This is a genomic window from Prauserella aidingensis (genome assembly GCF_024171865.1).
In the GTDB taxonomy this organism is placed as follows: Bacteria; Actinomycetota; Actinomycetes; order Mycobacteriales; family Pseudonocardiaceae; genus Prauserella; species Prauserella aidingensis.
On sequence record NZ_JAMTCN010000038.1, the window covers coordinates 21,128 to 37,938 of the forward strand.

General features: G+C 67.2%; 17 protein-coding genes and 2 pseudogenes. 6 read left to right on the forward strand and 13 right to left on the reverse strand.

Translation table 11 applies throughout. The features are described from left to right. Window positions 1-6: 6 nt before the first annotated feature. The 3 genes from LY13_RS23930 (at window position 7) to LY13_RS26085 (ending at window position 2,600) form a co-directional block, all read left to right on the forward strand. On the forward strand, window positions 7-1,113 hold the full coding sequence (locus tag LY13_RS23930) for an amidohydrolase family protein (RefSeq protein ID WP_253830826.1): 1,107 nt from the start codon (window positions 7-9) through the stop codon (window positions 1,111-1,113). Window positions 1,114-1,336: 223 nt separating this feature from the next. Further along, the gene (gene kce, locus LY13_RS23935) at window positions 1,337-2,272 is read left to right on the forward strand and encodes a 3,5-dioxohexanoate:acetyl-CoA acetone transferase (protein WP_253830827.1); all 936 of its coding nucleotides are present in this window, start codon (window positions 1,337-1,339) and stop codon (window positions 2,270-2,272) included. Next, window positions 2,202-2,600, forward strand: coding sequence for an acyl-CoA dehydrogenase family protein (locus LY13_RS26085; RefSeq protein ID WP_308216390.1), 399 nt, complete (start codon window positions 2,202-2,204; stop codon window positions 2,598-2,600). The genes kce and LY13_RS26085 overlap by 71 nt, the downstream gene beginning before the upstream one ends. A gap of 147 nt (window positions 2,601-2,747) precedes the next feature. On the opposite strand, the gene LY13_RS23945 is transcribed toward LY13_RS26085, so the two are convergent. Continuing rightward, the gene (locus LY13_RS23945) at window positions 2,748-2,936 is read right to left on the reverse strand and encodes a hypothetical protein (RefSeq protein WP_253830829.1); all 189 of its coding nucleotides are present in this window, start codon (window positions 2,934-2,936) and stop codon (window positions 2,748-2,750) included. An 812-nt stretch (window positions 2,937-3,748) separates the two neighbouring features. Between LY13_RS23945 and LY13_RS23950 the strand changes: the two genes are divergently transcribed. Together LY13_RS23950 and LY13_RS23955 are read left to right on the forward strand one after the other, a co-directional pair. Next, a complete protein-coding gene (locus LY13_RS23950) occupies window positions 3,749-4,276 on the forward strand; it encodes a flavin reductase family protein (protein WP_253830830.1) in 528 nt (175 codons plus the stop codon). A gap of 5 nt (window positions 4,277-4,281) precedes the next feature. Further along, the gene (locus LY13_RS23955) at window positions 4,282-5,535 is read left to right on the forward strand and encodes a bifunctional 3,4-dihydroxy-2-butanone-4-phosphate synthase/GTP cyclohydrolase II (protein ID WP_372493890.1); all 1,254 of its coding nucleotides are present in this window, start codon (window positions 4,282-4,284) and stop codon (window positions 5,533-5,535) included. Between the two features lie 152 nt (window positions 5,536-5,687). Here the strand turns inward: LY13_RS23955 and LY13_RS23960 are convergent. The 10 genes and pseudogenes from LY13_RS23960 to LY13_RS26225 all read right to left on the reverse strand — a co-directional run. Further along, window positions 5,688-6,202: pseudogene (locus LY13_RS23960) on the reverse strand (transposase); the annotation flags it as partial. Window positions 6,203-6,482: 280 nt separating this feature from the next. Further along, window positions 6,483-7,271: a linalool dehydratase/isomerase domain-containing protein gene (locus LY13_RS23965; RefSeq protein ID WP_308216393.1), complete on the reverse strand. Its 789-nt coding sequence runs from the start codon at window positions 7,269-7,271 to the stop codon at window positions 6,483-6,485. 219 nt (window positions 7,272-7,490) lie between these two features. Further along, a pseudogene (locus LY13_RS23970) lies at window positions 7,491-7,768 on the reverse strand (integrase core domain-containing protein); the annotation flags it as partial. 149 nt (window positions 7,769-7,917) lie between these two features. Then, the gene (locus LY13_RS23975; RefSeq protein ID WP_253830832.1) at window positions 7,918-8,823 is read right to left on the reverse strand and encodes an alpha/beta fold hydrolase; all 906 of its coding nucleotides are present in this window, start codon (window positions 8,821-8,823) and stop codon (window positions 7,918-7,920) included. Between the two features lie 95 nt (window positions 8,824-8,918). Next, complete coding sequence (locus LY13_RS23980) at window positions 8,919-9,410, reverse strand: MarR family winged helix-turn-helix transcriptional regulator (RefSeq protein WP_253830833.1); 492 nt, start codon at window positions 9,408-9,410, stop codon at window positions 8,919-8,921. A 145-nt stretch (window positions 9,411-9,555) separates the two neighbouring features. After that, the gene (locus LY13_RS23985) at window positions 9,556-10,731 is read right to left on the reverse strand and encodes an acyl-CoA dehydrogenase family protein (protein WP_253830834.1); all 1,176 of its coding nucleotides are present in this window, start codon (window positions 10,729-10,731) and stop codon (window positions 9,556-9,558) included. A gap of 30 nt (window positions 10,732-10,761) precedes the next feature. Next, window positions 10,762-11,994 carry an acyl-CoA dehydrogenase family protein gene (locus LY13_RS23990; RefSeq protein WP_253830835.1) on the reverse strand — a complete coding sequence of 411 codons (1,233 nt, stop codon included), beginning with the start codon at window positions 11,992-11,994 and terminating at the stop codon, window positions 10,762-10,764. A gap of 119 nt (window positions 11,995-12,113) precedes the next feature. Further along, a complete protein-coding gene (locus LY13_RS23995) occupies window positions 12,114-13,289 on the reverse strand; it encodes a VOC family protein (protein ID WP_253830836.1) in 1,176 nt (391 codons plus the stop codon). Window positions 13,290-13,428: 139 nt separating this feature from the next. Beyond that, window positions 13,429-13,743: a putative quinol monooxygenase gene (locus tag LY13_RS24000; RefSeq protein ID WP_253830837.1), complete on the reverse strand. Its 315-nt coding sequence runs from the start codon at window positions 13,741-13,743 to the stop codon at window positions 13,429-13,431. A gap of 59 nt (window positions 13,744-13,802) precedes the next feature. Then, the gene (locus tag LY13_RS26225) at window positions 13,803-14,546 is read right to left on the reverse strand and encodes a helix-turn-helix domain-containing protein (protein ID WP_443678916.1); all 744 of its coding nucleotides are present in this window, start codon (window positions 14,544-14,546) and stop codon (window positions 13,803-13,805) included. Between LY13_RS26225 and LY13_RS24010 the strand changes: the two genes are divergently transcribed. Then, entirely contained in the window at window positions 14,537-15,901 is a 1,365-nt protein-coding gene (locus LY13_RS24010; RefSeq protein ID WP_308216392.1) for a sulfatase-like hydrolase/transferase, read from the forward strand. The two genes, LY13_RS26225 and LY13_RS24010, sit on opposite strands and share 10 nt — an antisense overlap. On the opposite strand, the gene LY13_RS24015 is transcribed toward LY13_RS24010, so the two are convergent. Together LY13_RS24015 and LY13_RS24020 are read right to left on the reverse strand one after the other, a co-directional pair. Continuing rightward, entirely contained in the window at window positions 15,830-16,255 is a 426-nt protein-coding gene (locus tag LY13_RS24015) for a transposase (protein ID WP_253830839.1), read from the reverse strand. The two genes, LY13_RS24010 and LY13_RS24015, sit on opposite strands and share 72 nt — an antisense overlap. A gap of 217 nt (window positions 16,256-16,472) precedes the next feature. Then, the coding region (locus LY13_RS24020) for an integrase core domain-containing protein (RefSeq protein ID WP_253830840.1) at window positions 16,473-16,811 on the reverse strand (339 nt) is incomplete at its 5' end.

Genomic DNA, 16,811 nt, shown 5'->3' on the forward strand with positions numbered 1-16,811 from the left:
CAGGACATGACCGGTCACCCGTACGAGAACCAGCCGCCAGCGCGCGGCGACCACGACAGGCGACGTTTCTTCCAGGGCGCAGCCAGCGTTGCTGCGACCCTGACAGCCGCGCAGCTCGCCACGGCACCCGCCGCCGGCGCCACACCGCCGCGCAGGACCCCGAAGATCGACGTCCACTCGCACTTTCTGCCGGCCGAGTACCGGCAGGCGCTGATCGACAATGGCGAGTCCAAGCCTGACGGCTTCCCCGCCCTGCCCGAGTGGAGCGTCCAAGCGCACCTGGACGTGATGGACCAGCTCGGAATCGGCACGTCGATGCTGTCGATCTCCTCCCCGGGAGTCACCTTCGGCGCGAATCCCGAGGCCGTGCGCTGGGCGCGCTTCGTCAACGACGCCGGGGCGGAATTGGTCAGGCAGCATCCGCGTCGGTTCGGGCTCTTCGCCAATCTGCCACTCCCCGACCTGGACGCGTCACTGACGGAACTGGAACGCGCGCTCGATACATTGGGCGCTGACGAGGTAGCCCTCGAGACCAACTACGACGGGATCTACCTCGGAGATCGCCGTTTCGCCCCACTCTTCCAGGAGCTCCACCTGCGCAAGGCCGTCGTGCTCATCCACCCCACGTCACCGGCGTGCTGGGAGCAGACCGCCCTCGGATATCCCCGCCCGCTCATCGAGTTCCATTTCGATACGACGCGGGCGCTGAGCGACATGGTGCTCAACGGGACGCTCACGAGGTACTCGGACGCGCGCGTCATCGTGCCGCATTCGGGGTCAGCACTCGTTCCGTTGGCCGACCGCGTCGCCGCGCTCGCCGGAGTCTTCCCACTCGGCGGAAACGCCCCCGGCCAGATCGACGTCATCGGAACGTTCGAGAAGCTGTACTACGAGACCGGCGCCGGGAACCCGTTCCCACGCCAATTCCCGGGGCTACTCAGCCTTGCCAAGATCGACCGACTGCTGTACGGCAGCGACTGGCCGTTCGGGCCAGTCCCGGGAATCCAGGCGACGCTCGATCAGCTCGAGCGCACCAGATTGCTCAACCCGAACCAACGACGCGCGCTGTACCGCGACAATGCCGTGCGCCTCTTCCCTCGGCTCCAGGAGTAGCGCGCCTCAGCAAATCACCGCGCTCGGGGGCGACGGCTTCCTCGGCAGGGGATGAACACCACGGCGGCCTGGGGTCCGCCCTTCCCGGCATACAGCCGGCCGAGACCCGGCGTTTTCGCTGCCCATCCGCGGCCGCCCAGCCGGAGCAGTGATCCCAGCGATCGTGGGCGAGTGAGTCCTGCACAGGCTCGAGACCAGCACGTCGAACCCAAAGGAGACACCCGTGAAGAAGACCCCCAAGGCGATCGTCAGCTGTGCGGTGACCGGATCCGTGCACACGCCGACGATGTCCCCGGCACTACCGGTGACTCCGCAGGCGATTGCCGACTCCGCCATCCATGCGGCGGAAGCCGGTGCCGCAGTCCTGCACCTGCACGCCCGGGACCCCGAGACGGGCTACCCCACCCCCGACCCTGACGTCTTCATGAAGTTCCTGCCGACCATCAAGGTCGGCACGGACGCGATCGTGAACATCACGACCGGCGGCAGCTTCCGGATGACGGTCGAGCAACGTCTCGCCGCCGCGCTGCGGACCCGGCCCGAACTCGCCTCGCTCAACATGGGGTCGATGAACTTCAACTTCGCACCGGCCGCGCGAGGCTTCGAGAACTGGAAGCACTCGTGGGAGGAGGAGTACCTCCTCGGCTCGGACGACGTGATCTTCGCCAATACGTTCCGGCAGATCGAGCGGACGCTACGCGACCTGGGCGAGGGCTGTGGCACCCGCTTCGAGTACGAGTGCTACGACGTCGGACACCTCTACAACCTGGCGCACTTCGCCGACCGCGGCCTGGCGAAGCCGCCCTTCCTCGTGCAGTGCATCTTCGGAGTCCTGGGTGGTGTCGGCGCGGATCACGCGAACCTGACCCACATGGTGACGATCGCCGACAAGTTGTTCGGCGACGACTACCAGCTGTCCGCGTTCGCCACCGGCCGCCACCAGATGGGTTTCGTCTCCCACGCCGCCACGATGGGTGGTCACGTGCGGGTGGGGCTCGAGGACAGCCTGTACATCGAGCGTGGCCAGCTCGCCAAGAGCAACGCAGAGCAGGTGGAGAAGGTAGTTCGCCTCCTCACCGACCTGGGTCGTGAGATCGCGACACCGGACGAGGCCCGGGAACTGCTGGATCTCAAGGGCGCCGGCGGCGTCGGCTTCTGACGGGGCGCCCACCACCCGCGACCCCCACACGGGCAGAGAGCCGGGCACGCGACCACCGCGCAGGAGGATCTCGAGGAGATCCGCGAGCGCCCGCTCCGTCGTGACCGGGCGTATCGCCCCCTGTGCCGCCGACGTCGACGGGCAGGCCCGGTTCCCCACCGAGGGCTACCGCACCCTCGTGGAGGCCCAGCTGCACGCGGTCGCCGTCCCCGGGGCATATGGCAGGGTCGGCGCCGACGTGTTGACCGGTGCGGTCGTGGCCGAGCAGATCGCCCGGACCTGTGTCACCCGGACCGCGGCCGGCCTATCCGAGACCGGGCACTGCTGACACCTGCGCCTCTGTAACCGCGGGCGAGCTACGTCCGTCTGGGCGCTCGAAACCGGAGCGACGCCCGCTGGTGAACGTTCGGTAGGCGCCCACCTCGGCCATGCCGATCTGGACGGCCAGAAGGAGAGCTGCCGCATGCGGAGCGTTCTACGCGTCCGGGCCCAGGTGCGCCGACACGTGTCCGACGACACCCTCAGCGCGGCGTGGGAGCCGGCCAGTGCGAGCTCGGGGGAACAGGACGACGAGCATGCCGACCGTCAGCACCGCGAACAGCAGCCAGGGCGTCACGTCGGCCCGGCGCACGAGCAGCAGGGCGATGACCGGGCCGCGACGCACGCGGCGATACCCGCCGGGCGCGTCGGAGCCGTTGCCTCCGGGGACGCGACCAGGTACAGCGTGGGGGACAGCAGGCCCACGGCCCCGACGACCAGCGCCGGCCGCGACGGCGAGGATGTCCGCGGACGCGGACGATCTCACGAGCACGGTGCGACCGATACCTCGGTGCGCAACCCGAGATCGACCTCGAGCACGGCCCTGACCCGAAGACTCCGCGACGACGTCCTGGTCGACGCCGCCCCGGATCGTGTACGCCCGACTCGGGCGGAGACCGTCGAGTGGAGCGCCGTCCGCAGCGGCGCAGCGCCGGGTGCAGCAGCACCAGCTGCAGGTCCTGACCGTCCGCCGCGGCCCTGGCCACCAGCACCTCGGTGTAGTCGGCCTCGGCCAGCCGAGGTCCCGGAGTGGGGACGCCGGCCTGGATGAGGCGTCGCTATGCATCGGGGCCCCGAAGCAGCTCGAGCAGGACGCCGACGGGTTCGACGTCGTCGTGCAGGTGCACCGGCCAAGCAGAAAGACCGTCACATCGCGGTCTCGCCGTCCCCAGCCCCGGATCCTCTGTCAGGTCTCTACGGCATAGGGCGGACTGGGGGGGTTCGACGGGACGCCATCCAGGCTCGCCGAGCGGGGACCGGTAGTGACCACGATCGCCCGGATCGCCGGACACCGTCCCGTCCTGGCCTGACCTCAGTCCGTCAAGGGGCTTGACAAATATCTGGGTTCGACGTGAACTACTGCACACACCGGTCGATAGGCCGTCCGGGCCTCGATCAGCTGTAGCAAAGGTCACCGCTCTTTCTCCGGAGGTCAGCATGACCCAGTCCGCCACCCCGCCCGAGGGCGTCGCGTCCCAGGATTTGCAGACCGCTTTCCGCGAGGTCATGGCCGGTGTCTGCACCCCGGTCTCCGTCGTCACGGCCATGGCCGACGGACGGCCGCACGGCACCACGGTCAGCGCGTTCGCCTCGCAGTCCATGGAGCCCCCGATGGTGCTGGTCTCCCTGGACCGCTCGTCGGAGTTGCTGGCCACGGTCCGCGAGTCGGGCCGTGTCGGGCTCAACGTCCTCAGCAGCGGCCAATCGACACTCGCGCTGAAGTTCGCCCGCAAAGGAGGGGCGGACAAGTTCGCCGACGTCGGCTGGGACGTCGAGGGCGGCGTCCCCCGATTGCCGGGAGCGGGCGGCTTCCTCGCCTGCGACGTGACCACCTTCGTCGAAGGCGGTGACCACGTCGTCGTCCTCGGCCTCGTGCGCGCAGCCGACACGATCCCCGGCCCGCCACTCACCTACCACGGCCGAGTCTTTGGCACCCACACCGCACTCGAGGCGGAGTCGGTGTGAGCCGCGTGACGCCGACCGAGACGGTGGGGACGGCGCTGGCGGCGCTGGCGGCCGGCCGCATGGTCGTAGTGACCGACGACGCCGACCGGGAGAACGAGGGCGACCTCATCATGGCGGCGGAGTTCGTCACCGAGGCACAAATGGCCTTCCTGGTGCGGCACAGCACCGGCATCGTCTGCACACCCATGCCCGTCTCCCGGGCCGAAGACCTCCGGCTACCGCCGATGGTCACCGACAACACCGACGTCCACGGCACCGCATTCACCGTCAGCGTCGACCTCGCCGGCACCGGCACCGGGGTGTCGGCTGCCGCGCGCGCGGCCACCGTCCGCGCCCTGGCCGATCCCGCGCTCACACCCCAGGAGCTGCGCCGACCCGGGCACGTCTTCCCGCTGCGCGCCCGCGACAGCGGGGTCCTCGTCCGTACCGGACACACCGAGGCCACCGTCGACCTGCTGACCCTGGCCGGGCTCTCCAGCGTCGGAGTGATCAGCGAGATCGTCGCCGAGGACGGATCGATGCGCACCGGCGCGGACCTGACCACGTTCGCCGCCGAGCACGACCTGCCCATCCTCGCCATCGCCGACCTCGTCCGCTACCGGTGGGCCACCGAACGGCTCGTCGAGCGGGTCGCCACCTCGACCATGCCCACCGAGTTCGGCGACTTCCGGGCCGTCGCCTACCGCAGCACCCTCGACGGCACCGAACACCTCGCCCTCGTCCTCGGCGACGTCACCACCGCCGGCACCGGCCCGGGCGGGGCGCTGGTGCGGGTGCACAGCGAGTGCCTCACCGGCGACATCCTCGGCTCACTGCGCTGCGACTGCGGCGCCCAACTCGAACAAGCCCTCAAGGCCATCGCCGCCGAAGGCTGCGGCGCCGTCGTCTATCTGCGCGGCCACGAAGGCCGCGGCATCGGCCTGGGACACAAGATCCGCGCCTACTCCCTCCAGGACCAAGGCCTGGACACCGTCGACGCCAACACCGCACAAGACCTGCCCGTCGACTCGCGCAGCTACGGCATCGGCGCCCAGATCCTCGCCGACCTCGGAATCCGCCGCATCCGCCTGATCACCAACAACCCCGCCAAGTACGGCGGCCTCGACGGCCACGGCCTCGACCTCGTCGACCGGGTCGCCCTTCCCACCATGCCCACCCCGCACAACGTCCACTACCTGCGTACCAAACGAGACCGAATGAACCACACCCTCGACAACGGTCCCCTGCAACTAGACCCGCTGGACAGGACATTCCGATGACGCAGACACACGCCCGCCGGGATTCCCCCACCACCCCGTCCGCATTCACCGCGACAAGGCAGTCGAGCTCGACCACCGGACGTAGACATTCCCACCAGCGCGGACATAAGCACGTCCAGACCACAGGAGCCACGAGCCGGGACGGCCAGCAGTTTGTTCACTACCTGACCGTCACGAACCTTGATCACCAGGGCGTCGACGACCGTGTCGGTGACTCCGAGATCGTCTCCTTGGAAACCTTGGCCCCATAGGCCTCGTCGAAGTGCGCGGCGACCTCGCCAGTGGTGAGCCCGCGGGCGGTCAACGACAACACGATCTCGTCGATCCCGTCCAACCGCCGCTGCCGCTTACGCACGATCTTCGGGTCGAACGACGCGTCAGTGTCGCGGGGCACGGCGATCTCGATCGGGCCGATCTCCGTCAGCACCGTCTTCGACCTGGTTCCGTTGCGGGAGTTCCCGCTGTTGCGGCCCATCGGGTCACGGCGCTGGAGGCCGAGATGGTCATCCATCTCGGCCTCCAGCGCCGTCTCCAGCACGTTCTTCGTCAGCCGGTTCAACAGCCCGTCCGGGCCGACCAGATCGACACCCTGCTCCTTGGCCTGTGCCAACAGCTGCTCAGCCAACTGCCGCTGATCGATGCTCACCCCGCTCACGGGATCGATCATCTCGTCCGAGGACCGGCACGGGCGGGCCAAAAGGGACGCGCTCATCGGGACGGGTCCCAGTGGTCCAGCGTCAGGATTACGTCGTGCGCACCACCCTCGGGACAGCGGACGGTCATGAGGTCGCCGTCGCGCCGGGCGAGGTTCGGGCCGGCCGGCTGACCCTCGACGGTAAGCTCGCCCTGGGGCGTTGCTGACCACAATCTCCCCGTGCCCGCGATGCCGCTGCGGCGGCCCAGCGTTAGGACGAGGCGGCGCTGGTCGCGGTCGAAGACCGCTCGAGTCACGTCGACGGCGTCGGAGACCGCGGTGACCAACGGTTCGGCGAAGTGCGACCGGTCCCAGGGCTCGTTGTAGAGGCGTGGGTCAACAAGCCCGTGAGAGTGTCGGCGTCGCCGATCTCCGAAGCCCACACCGCCACCCAGCCGAAGTCGCACGTGTCGTTCACGACCTGCCGGCCCATGGCCTCCATCGGCGGCGGGAAGACGACCGACAACGCACCGTCTTCGCCGGGTACGAGGATTTCTGCGAGCTGACGTGGGTAGTGCTGGCAGACGAAGTCCCGGTTCCACATGTTCATCAGCGAACCGCACCAGGCATCGACCCACGGCGCTTTCAGCGCGTTCGGCCGCACCGCTCGCGTGTCACCGGAGACCATCATGTTGTAATGGCCACCGGGGTCGAGTCGACCGAAGTCGCGCCATGCCTGCTCGTAGCCGGTCACGACCTCTTCTGCCCGCGAGCCGCCGGTCAGCACGTCGTGCATGCGGAAGCCGAGGATCGCCGGATGGTTGCAGATCTGGAAGATGCAGCTCGGCTCGCACGCGATGCCGACGTAGCCGCTGCGCACCATCTGCCAGTACAGGTGCTCGTTGAGGCTGTTCTGGTCGTACGGGAAGTGCTTTGGCTCCCCGCCCCAGAAAAAGGACCAGTGATCGAACGAAAGGGCTCCCGGCTCCGCGAAACGGTGGTCGTCGAAGAGCACATTGTACAGCAGTGACTGCACGTACGCGCTGTACATGATGTTGTCCTGGCCGACCGGATCCCACTCTTCATGCAGCTGATCAACCAGGTGCGCATCGGGAGGTCCCCTCGACTGACATCACGCCGGTACAGCCACACCTCCGGCAGCAGGATCTTCCAACTGTGAACAACTGCTACCGGCTCGAGGTACGCCGCACAGGAACTCGATCACGTCCGCCCATCGGCGACTCCCGCACCGACGCCGCGGACTTCTTGCGGGGCGCACCGGAAGGTGTCTAGCCGGTTGAGACAAAATCGCGTTCGTTGCTCTGGAGGTCTCCTCGTACTCGATGGGTGGGACGTCGTCGATGGAGGTATGGAGCCGGGTCGCGTTGCCTCAGTGGACCCATTCGGCGAGTGCCTTCTCGACCTCGGCACGGCCGGACCAGTTGCGTCCGGTCGGCTTCTCGTGCTCGGTAACTTCGGTCTTGAACAACCCGACGGTGGACTCCATCAGCGCGTTGTCCAGGGCGTCGCCGACGGTGCCGATCGAGCCGGCGATTCCGGGTCGATGAGCTCGGCGGTGAACGCCCGGGACGTGTTTTGGGCAGGTTCAGGAATTGGATGCAACACCAGCCTGTGAGGGGGACGATAGCTGCTCGGTGAAGATCTCGATGACGGCTACCGGCGGTGGTCGGCCCAGGCGGCGAGCTCGGACCATCCACCGCCGAAGACCCGGACGGCGTGCAGTTTCGTCAGTGCAGGAAGTTCAGTGCCAGCTCGTTGAACTCGTCCGGCTGCTCGAAGTGCGGCCAGTGCGCCGACTCCTTGATGTCCACCACAGTGTTGTTCGGCAGGATCTCTGCCAGCCGATGGGTGATGTGCAGGAAGGCGTCCTTCGTGTCCGGCGCGGCCACGAGCAGGGTCGGCGTGGTGATCGCGCGACCCTCGTCCACGCTCAGCTGGTTCTTGGCGACCAGTTCACGGCTGGCCGTGAATCCGAAGATGTTCTTCATCCCCTGCTTCATCTCCGGCGTCGCATACACCGCCTGGCGCACGGCCACGATGTCGGGCAGCACGTTCTTTTCGTCGAACACCAGCTCCCGGATCACCGCAGTGATCGCGTCCCAGGTGGGCGCAGCCGCCGCGTCGGAGCGCTGCTGCTGGATCTTCTGCGCCAGCGCCCAGTCGGCCTCCTCCCCCTGGGAGAGGCCGGCTGCCGACAGCCAGATCATCTTCTCCACCCGGTCCGGCTGGGCGAGGGCGAACCGTGCACTGATCCACGCTCCCAGCGAGACCCCCACCAGCGAGGCCCGCTCGATGCCCAGCGCCGTCATCAGCCCGCCGAGGTGGTCGCTGTAGTCGAAGATCTCGTACGGCCGGTCCGGTTTGTCGGTGAAACCCGACCCCAGCACGTCGTAGGCCACGACCCGGAAGTGCTGGGACAGCGGACCGATGTTCGCGCAGAAGGTCTCCCAACTGCTCGCAGTTCCGTGAACCATGACCACGGCAGGCGCGTCCCGCGGCCCAGCCTCGACATAGCGGGTGGAGACCCCGTCGACGTCGACCCAGGCCTGGGTGAAGGGAACCTCCTTTAGGGTCGTCCAGATGCTTCGGTACGAGACGTCGTCGGACATGTGCTCACTTCCTGTTCTGCTCATAGCTGGCTTCCTGTTCTCTGTGACGGACAGCAATAGTCGGGAAAGCGCGTTCAGGCGTCCCATGCGTCAGGCCGCCCGCCACCGGGGTCCGGCTGTCAGACCTTGCCCGCCGAGACCCGTTCGAGGTCCGCGGCCGACAGCGTCGGCACCTCGCTCCAGTCGCTCAGCAGCACTCGTCGGAACGCTTCGTAGTCCTCGACACCGACGCGCTCCCGAAGCTTCTCCTCCACGCCGAGGAGCAAGGCCTGGAAGGTCGCATTCAGTGATGCGTAGCCCACGGAGAAGTCGACGATGCGTCCTCGACGATCGGCCGGGTCGGTGTGAAGCACCAGGATGTTCAGGTCCACCAACTGGTTGATGACGCTGTGCACCGCCTGACGGGAGACGCCGAGCTTCGCCGCTAGGCGAGCCGGTCGGTGTTCACCGAGCGCCACGTGCGCGGCGAGAACGCTCTGGGAACGAGTCAGCACCGGCAGTCCGTGCCGGGCACTGTTGGTCTCCATCGTCGTCTGCCACCATTCAACGATCCGCATCAACGAGGTGCCCATAGCGACCTCGGGTCCGGAGGTGCTGTTCGTCTTCGGCACCCTCGATGACACATTCGCCCCCATCGTTCGATCCTCCGGTCTGCAGGTTGCACGTCGCACGCTGCACGGGAACGGCGATCGCAGCCTCACACACCGACGACCCCCACCAGCGCAGCCCAATGACAGGGCCCCTCACGGGCCCAGATCAGGCCCCTTCGACCATTGCCGCCCGGGCGTAGGCCGGCAGTATGTCGTCCAGGTTCGCCGAGCGGTGACTGGAGGCGACGATGATGTCGCGGAGTAATTGCTGCATCTGCGAACCGTCATAGATCCAGCCGTTCTGCAGCGTCGTCAACTTCTCCACGGCGCCACGTAGACGCCAGACCATCAAGGCCATGTCCCTGCGGTGCTGGGTGAGCCGCTTCTCGCCCAGCGGCTCACCCATCTTCCACAAAGCGTACAACTTGTCGCAGCTCTCGAGCATCTGCGTGCAGGTCATCTCGATGTCCGCCGCCGCCTCGGCGAATCGCACCTGGATGGTCGGTAGGTCGCCCTTGAGACCGCCCATGGACCGGGAATTGAGGGCGGTGACCGACAGATCTAGCGCTCGTCGCGCGATGCCGATGGTGACGCACGCGAAATTGTAGGTACCGAAGGCACCGGCACAATGCGTGTCCCAGAAGCTGTTCGGATGGGCGTCGCACCGCCGATTACTCAGGAGCAGATCTTCATAGCGCGCCAACTGCTCGTTCGGGATGAATGTCCCGTCGAACTCCAGAGAGCGGCTACCAGTGCCGCGCAAGCCCATCACGAACCAGTCGTCCACCACTGTCGCTGCGGACATCGGCGTCAGCGCCATGAGCGGCCCGCGGGTCGGGGACAGCGCACCGATCAGGACCCAGTCGGCGTGCTCGCTACCACTGGAGAAGGACCACTTCCCCTTCAGCACTACGCCGTCGGGAGTGTCTTCGACAGGAATCGGCATCAAGGCGGAGCTGACCAGGGTCGCGTCGTTCTCTCCCCAGACCAGTCGCTGCGCGGACTCGGAGAAGAGCGACATGAACATCGAGTGGGTGCTGAGAACCCCGTAGACCCAGGCGCTCGAGGGGCAGGCGTACGACAGTTCGGCGATGACGTGCGCCACCGTGCTGAAAGGGACCTCGTCCCCACCCCAGCGCGCCGGTCGCACGATCCGGAAGAAGCCGGCCTCCTGGAAGTCAGCGATCGTCTCAGGCGGAACCGAACGCCGCGCCTCCGTGGCGGGCCTGCGGGCCGACAGCGTCTCCCGCATCGCGCGGGCCCTGTCGATGTACGCGCGCCCCTCAGGTGTCTGGTCGACGTTGAGGACGAAGTGCTGAGGGTCTAGCGAGGCAGTTGCCATTATGTCATCGATCCTGACTTCGAAATATGATCAGCTGAAAATGTCGGACGGCTCGAAACCGAGCAGGATGCGGCCGCGCTGCTCGTAGACCAGGTCGGCGTCGTAGAGCCCGTGGTTGGAGATCACGTGGATGTCGCGCAGATATCGCTGCATCGGGCAGTCGAGCGCGTGGACGCTCGCACCCGATGCCAGGACGAGACTCGACACCGCCTCGCGGCAGAGCTCCAAGGCATACATGATGCGGCTGCGGATCGGCGTACGGACCTCCAGGCCCGTGCTGCCGGCACGCGCTGCCTCCCACATGGCCTGAGACGCCTGACGAACGAGCACCTCGGCTGCGCCGACCAGCGTCTCAGCCTTTCCCAGCCGGATGTGCTGGGCCTCTCGATCACGGTAGGCCCGGGACGTGCCCGTGACCTTGCGGCCTTCCAGACGCCCTTGGAACAGCGTGACGGCCTCGCGCGCCGCCCCCAGGGCGGGCAGCATCGTGGTCAGGGCGACCACCGTGTTGAAGGGGATGTCAGTGAGCGGCGAGGCGAACTCGGGTTCGATGGGGCCGACGCCTCCGGCACCGCGGGGCCCACTGGACACGCACTCATCGGGGATGAAGTAGTCCTTCACGACCATATCGTTGCTGCCGGTGCCGGCCATCCCCTGCATGTACCAGGCATCCAGGACGGTGACGTCTCGCGACGGCAGCAGCATCAGGAGCGTCTCGGGGGGCCCGTCCTCCTTATGCAGCAGACCCGACCCCATCACCCAGTCGCTGTTCATCACCCCAGATCCCCACTTCCAGTGGGCGTCGATGACGTACCCGCCCTCGACCGGTCTGACCGTCGCCGGGGGGGATTGCGCACCCGGAGCGATGATGTAGGGCGTCTTCTCGTAGACCCTGCGCACCGTCTCGGCGGGGAACGCCCTGAGGAACATAAGGTTGTGCTCGATCGAGAAGCAGGTCGCCCAGGCGGTCGAGGCGCAGGCCTCCGCCACGGGGAGTATCACGTCGACGAGGTCCTCGAAGGTCATCTCCAGGCCGCCCAAGGCCTTGGGGATGAACATGTAGAAGACGCCCGTCTTGCGGAGCGCGGCCCACACCTCGGGGTCGGGCCGCCGATTCTCCTCCACCGAGCGCGCGCGCTCGGCGATCAGCGGTTTCAGCGCTTCGAGACGCTGGCGCAGGATCGCGGGCGTCAGGCTGTCGAGCTCCTCGCGCGATAGGAAGTCTTCTCCCGCGGGAATGTCGATCGTCAGCGTGGCGGTCATGTGCGTATTCCTCTCCGCGCCGACCGATCAGGGCGGCACGTGTGGGACGTCGGTGAAGGGCTGGGGCCGGGGCGTACGTCGGCCCGGCGGGTGAGAGCTCAGGCCCTGGAATCGCCCGGTCAGGCCCAGGGGCCCTGTCGCGTCGGCTCCGTGTACGCGCCGGCGCTGTCGGCGAGGGTTTCCGGCCAAGGGCCGGACAGATCCGGCCGGTCGGCCGCCGGACGGGGACGCCCGTCCCAGCCGATCTGCTCCATGCCGAAATACAGCAGGACGGCGTGCCCCAGCGGGTCGAGGAACGCCTTTGCGTATCCGATCCCGGGCAGCAGGTCGCGGGGAACGGGCGGAGCCTCCGCCCAGCCCTTCGCCGTGAGGTAGGCGCTGGCGTCGCGCAGCTGGCGGTAGGTCGAGACCTCGAAACCGAGGTGCGCGAGGAGGGTCGCCTGACTGTAGCCAAGCGCCTCGCGCAGGCCGGCTTCGAACAGGCCCACGACGTGGTGGTCGGAGCCCAGCCGCAGGAAGGCCGCTCGGTACCCCGCATACTCGGCGGTCTCGGTCAGCTCGAGGCCGAGCAATCGCGTGTAGAAGTCGATCGACTTGTCGATGTCCTTGACGAAGAGGTGGACCGGCCCCACTCGGCTGATCCGATGGGGCAGCGGCGAGTGGACACCGCCGAGCGTGTAGGCCGCATCGCTGGGGCGCAGCCAGCTGTGGCCCGAGGACATGTCGACCTCGCGGCTCTCGCCCGCGAGGACCTCATCGGCCTCCGAGGGCTGCGGCAGCGTCGGCGGCTCATCGAGGGCGTCGCACCGCAGGGGGTACGGCTTGCTGCGGCCGTTCCACCCGATCTGCTCCATCCCGTAGTAGAACTCGACGGCGAACCCGTCGGGATCGATCCCGTAGCAGGCCCAGTTGCTCCCGGGGGAGTCCCGGCCGATCCGCCAGATGGGGATGTCGTGCTCGACCAAGAACTTGTGGCCGTTCACGACCTCCTCCAGTGAATTCACCTGGAAACTGATCTGGTTGACCGTCAAACCGTTGTCGTAGGCGTCGCCGCCCATCCGTCCCACCGCGCCGTCGATGCACACCACCGCGTGGTGGTCGGCGTTGTTGGACATGAAGTAGCCCTGCGTCTCCCCGGGAGTAAAGGACAACACGTCGGTGACCCCGAACCCCAGGTCGTCGCTGTAGAAGCGGCGGGCAGCGGGGAGATCGTCGAGGAACAGACCCACGTGGCCCAGTCGGCGCACCTTGAAAGGCCGGTCGAGACTCACGCCGCCGACGTCGTACTTACCCATGCTGTTCTCCAGACTCTTGAATGCCTCGCGCCGGCGGCGACGTTCGAACACGTACGGCCGGACAGATGGAACGTGGACTGCGCAACTGCGATCAACCCGGTCGTCGGGTCATGGGACGGCGAGCAGCGCGTCAGGCGCCCTACCGCGAAGATGACGGCCCGTCCGCGGTGAGCAGGTCACCGACGTACACCTGCGGCTGCCCGGCAATGAGTGGGACCAGGCCCGGCATCAATTCCTTCGAGAGGTCCGACGAGTTGTGGGCGTCGAGTGCCGCTTTCGACTCGTAGATCTCGCTGGCCACCACCTGGTCCTGATCGTCGTGGCTGCGGGCAACACTGAAACTCTTGCAGCCCGGATCCCGCGCGAGGGTCTGCTCGGCGGCGTGCAGCCATGCAGCGGCCAACTCCTCGCCTCTGCCGGCGGGCGCAGTGGACAGAATCGTAACCAAGATCACTATGACCTCCGGCTGGGCTGTGTCGCGCATCACGCGCTCTACGGCGCAACTTACCTACGTCACCGCCGATAGGTCAACTTGCTTGACAAAAATTCAAGCGCCGGAGCTACGATCTTCTCGTGGGAGATCCTCATCGATTCCCCCTCGGGGAAGTCGACCTTGAGCCGGTTGCTGATCTGTTCTGGCCTCCATGCCACGCCACGCCCCCCGTCGGTCCTGCCGGCGCCCGCCATGACGCCCCACCCACGGAAACGTTCGGGCCGGCGACCGGATGGCCATCGGCGTCGGTGACATCGCCGGCCAGCTTCTGCTCGACGTAGGCCCGCAGCCGTGGATTGGTGGCTAGCTTGGCGTCCTGCGGTCGCTTCGCGGCCTGTCGGGCCTTCCACTGCGCCACCCCGGCCCGATAGTCCCGCTGGCCGGTCGCTGGTAACGGCATTGCGGCGCAGCTCACGAGAGACCGTCGACGGGACGCGTCCGACCTGTCGGGCGATCTCGCACACCCAAAAGACCCTGGCAACTCCTAGCGGCGTGACAACCCCGAGCCCGAGATGCTCCCTGCGGAGCGAGCGCGGTTGAGCAAGCTGGAAGAAGAGGCCCGTCGGCTGCGGTTGGAGAACGAGTTCCGAAAAAGCAGCGACCTTCATGCCCGGATGAGCACGACCACGCCGAACACCCATCGGCGCACGGATGGCGACACCGACGACTCGGCGTCCAGCTCCGACTCCCGAACCACTGGGGGCTGGCGCGCCGGTCCTTCGTCGGACTGGTCGGTGCAGCAGCCGCCAGCGCGGTGCCGGCATCGGCAGGGGCTGCTCCGGCCGAGAAGCCCTTCCGGGCGGCCGGACGTCCTGGTGACGGACAGCGGCCCAACATCCTGTTCATCATGGCGGACGACCTAGGGTGGGCTGATCTGTCCAGTTATGGAGCACCGCACCTCTCCACACCGAACCTCGACCGGCTCGCGGCGAAAGGGGTCCGGTTCACCGACGGATACTCGGCATCGTCGACGTGCTCACCGACCCGCATCGCCACCTATACCGGCAGATATCCGGGTCGTCTGGTCGGCGGATTGGCCGAGCCGATCAGCGGCCCGCCGACCGAATCCAACGGGCTACCCCCGGAACACCCGACCCTCGCGTCCCTGCTGCACGACGCCGGATACGCCACGGCACTGTTCGGCAAGTGGCACTGCGGCGAACTGCCTTGGTTCAGCCCACTGAAATCCGGCTGGGACGAGTGGATGGGCACCTTCAGCGGCAGCGTGGACTACTTCACCAAGGTCAACCCCATTGGAAACTATGACCTGCACGAGGACGACGTGCCCTACGAAGACCTCCGCTACTACACAGACATCCTCACCGAGCGCACCGTGGAGTACATCGGGCGGAGCCACGCGAAGCCCTGGTTGCTCAATCTCAACTACACGACCCCTCACTGGCCCTGGGAGGGCCCAGACGACCGGGCTATCGGCGATGAACTCACCGCGCGGACGCGGTCCGGCGAGTGGCGAGCGCTGCTCCACCACGACGGCGGCTCGGTGGCGAAGTACGTGGAGATGGTGGAAAACCTGGACGCCTCCATCGGCAGGGTGCTCCATGCGTTGCGTACCAGCGGACAGGAGAGGAACACCATCGTCGTGTTCAAGAGCGACAACGGCGGGGAGCGATTCTCCTACCAGTGGCCGCTACGGGGCGCCAAGCAGGACGCCCTGGAGGGAGGGATCCGGGTCCCCACGATCCTGCGGTGGCCGGCGGTCGTGAAGGGTCATCAGGTCTCCGACCTCCCGGTCACCTCCATGGACTGGACTCCCACCCTGCTCGCGGCCGCCGATGTCGCGCCCCATCCCGATTACCCCATGGACGGCCGCGACCTGAGTGACTACCTCTGGGGTTCCGGCCGGGACCCAGAGGGCGATGTGTTCTGGCGGGTTGTGGACCAAGGCGCGATACGACGCGGGCGGTGGAAGTACTGGGTCTCCATCGACGTCGAGCGTCAGGTGATCGAGGAGAGGTTGTTCAACCTCTCCTCGGACCTGCGTGAGGAGGCCGACCTCTCGAAGGCGCAGCCAGCCAGGTTGGCGCAGCTACGTGCCTCCTGGAACAAGATCGAGGAAACACTCCTCGACTACCCACCGGGCGCCGTTCGCCCTGAGTGACGGACGACGGGGGCGCGTGAGTGTTGACGCATCACGGCGCGCCCGGCGCCGGTAGACATCGTTGTCTGACGAAGCAGGGATCGGATAGGTGCCCGCGATCTGAGCAAATGCCGCCTCACTGCGGATGCGGCCGGGGTGCGACCACACGGTCAGGACGATCGCAGCGGTGATGGCGCCGACGCCCGGGAGGTCGAGTAGCTCGAGGGCCTGAGCTTCGACCAGGGCGGTGATGTCATAGCGGTTCGATGCCAACTCGTCGTCGAGCACGATGATGCGCTTGGCCAATCGGATTGCCTCAGACCGTGCGGTCGCGACGCCCAGCGGCTCATCGCGTCGGCGCCAACCCGCGGTCATCTTGCTCTGCTGTGATGTCAGCGCTCGGCGTGCATCCAGGCCGAAGTCGTGGCCGCGGGCCAGGCAGTCAGCGCGTTGATTCAATGCAGCCGGTCAGCGTTGAGCTGATCTCGAGCGCCGGTGAGTACCTGCAGAGGCGGTATGTGCATTACCTGCGCGGCGGTCGCGCAAGTCCGGCAGCGTCATCGCGAGCGTGGCACGCGCAGCCAGACACGCCCTAGGTGTGTGATTCGGAGAGGTTGGTGACGCGGTCGGCTGGTGGGGCTCCGTGGATTGCGGTGTGGGGTCGGTGGAAGTTGTACCAGTCGAGCCAGTCACCGAACGCGCGCTGGCGTTCGTTTTCGGAGTGGTAGGGCTGTTGGTAGGCCCATTCGTCGAGCAGGGTGCGGTGGTAGCGCTCGACTTTTCCGTTCGTTTGTGGGCGCCAGGGGCGGGTGAACCGTCGGGCGATGCCCAGGTCGGCGCAGGCTTGTTGCCAGGTGTTTTTGCGGTAGGACCAGGCGTTGTCGGTGAGCACTCGCTCGATGGTCACGCCGTGACCGGCGAACCAGGCATG

Bases quoted from the DNA above. Each gene is read 5' to 3' on its own strand.
- LY13_RS23930 (WP_253830826.1), top strand. From the start codon at position 7: ATGACCGGTCACCCGTACGAGAACCAGCCGCCAGCGCGCGGCGACCAC.
- LY13_RS23950 (WP_253830830.1), top strand. From the start codon at position 3,749: ATGACCCAGTCCGCCACCCCGCCCGAGGGCGTCGCGTCCCAGGATTTG.
- LY13_RS23975 (WP_253830832.1), bottom strand. From the start codon at position 8,823: ATGAGCAGAACAGGAAGTGAGCACATGTCCGACGACGTCTCGTACCGA.
- LY13_RS23985 (WP_253830834.1), bottom strand. From the start codon at position 10,731: ATGGCAACTGCCTCGCTAGACCCTCAGCACTTCGTCCTCAACGTCGAC.
- LY13_RS23990 (WP_253830835.1), bottom strand. From the start codon at position 11,994: ATGACCGCCACGCTGACGATCGACATTCCCGCGGGAGAAGACTTCCTA.
- LY13_RS23995 (WP_253830836.1), bottom strand. From the start codon at position 13,289: ATGGGTAAGTACGACGTCGGCGGCGTGAGTCTCGACCGGCCTTTCAAG.
- LY13_RS26225 (WP_443678916.1), bottom strand. From the start codon at position 14,546: ATGCCGGCACCGCGCTGGCGGCTGCTGCACCGACCAGTCCGACGAAGG.
- LY13_RS24015 (WP_253830839.1), bottom strand. From the start codon at position 16,255: ATGACCGCGGGTTGGCGCCGACGCGATGAGCCGCTGGGCGTCGCGACC.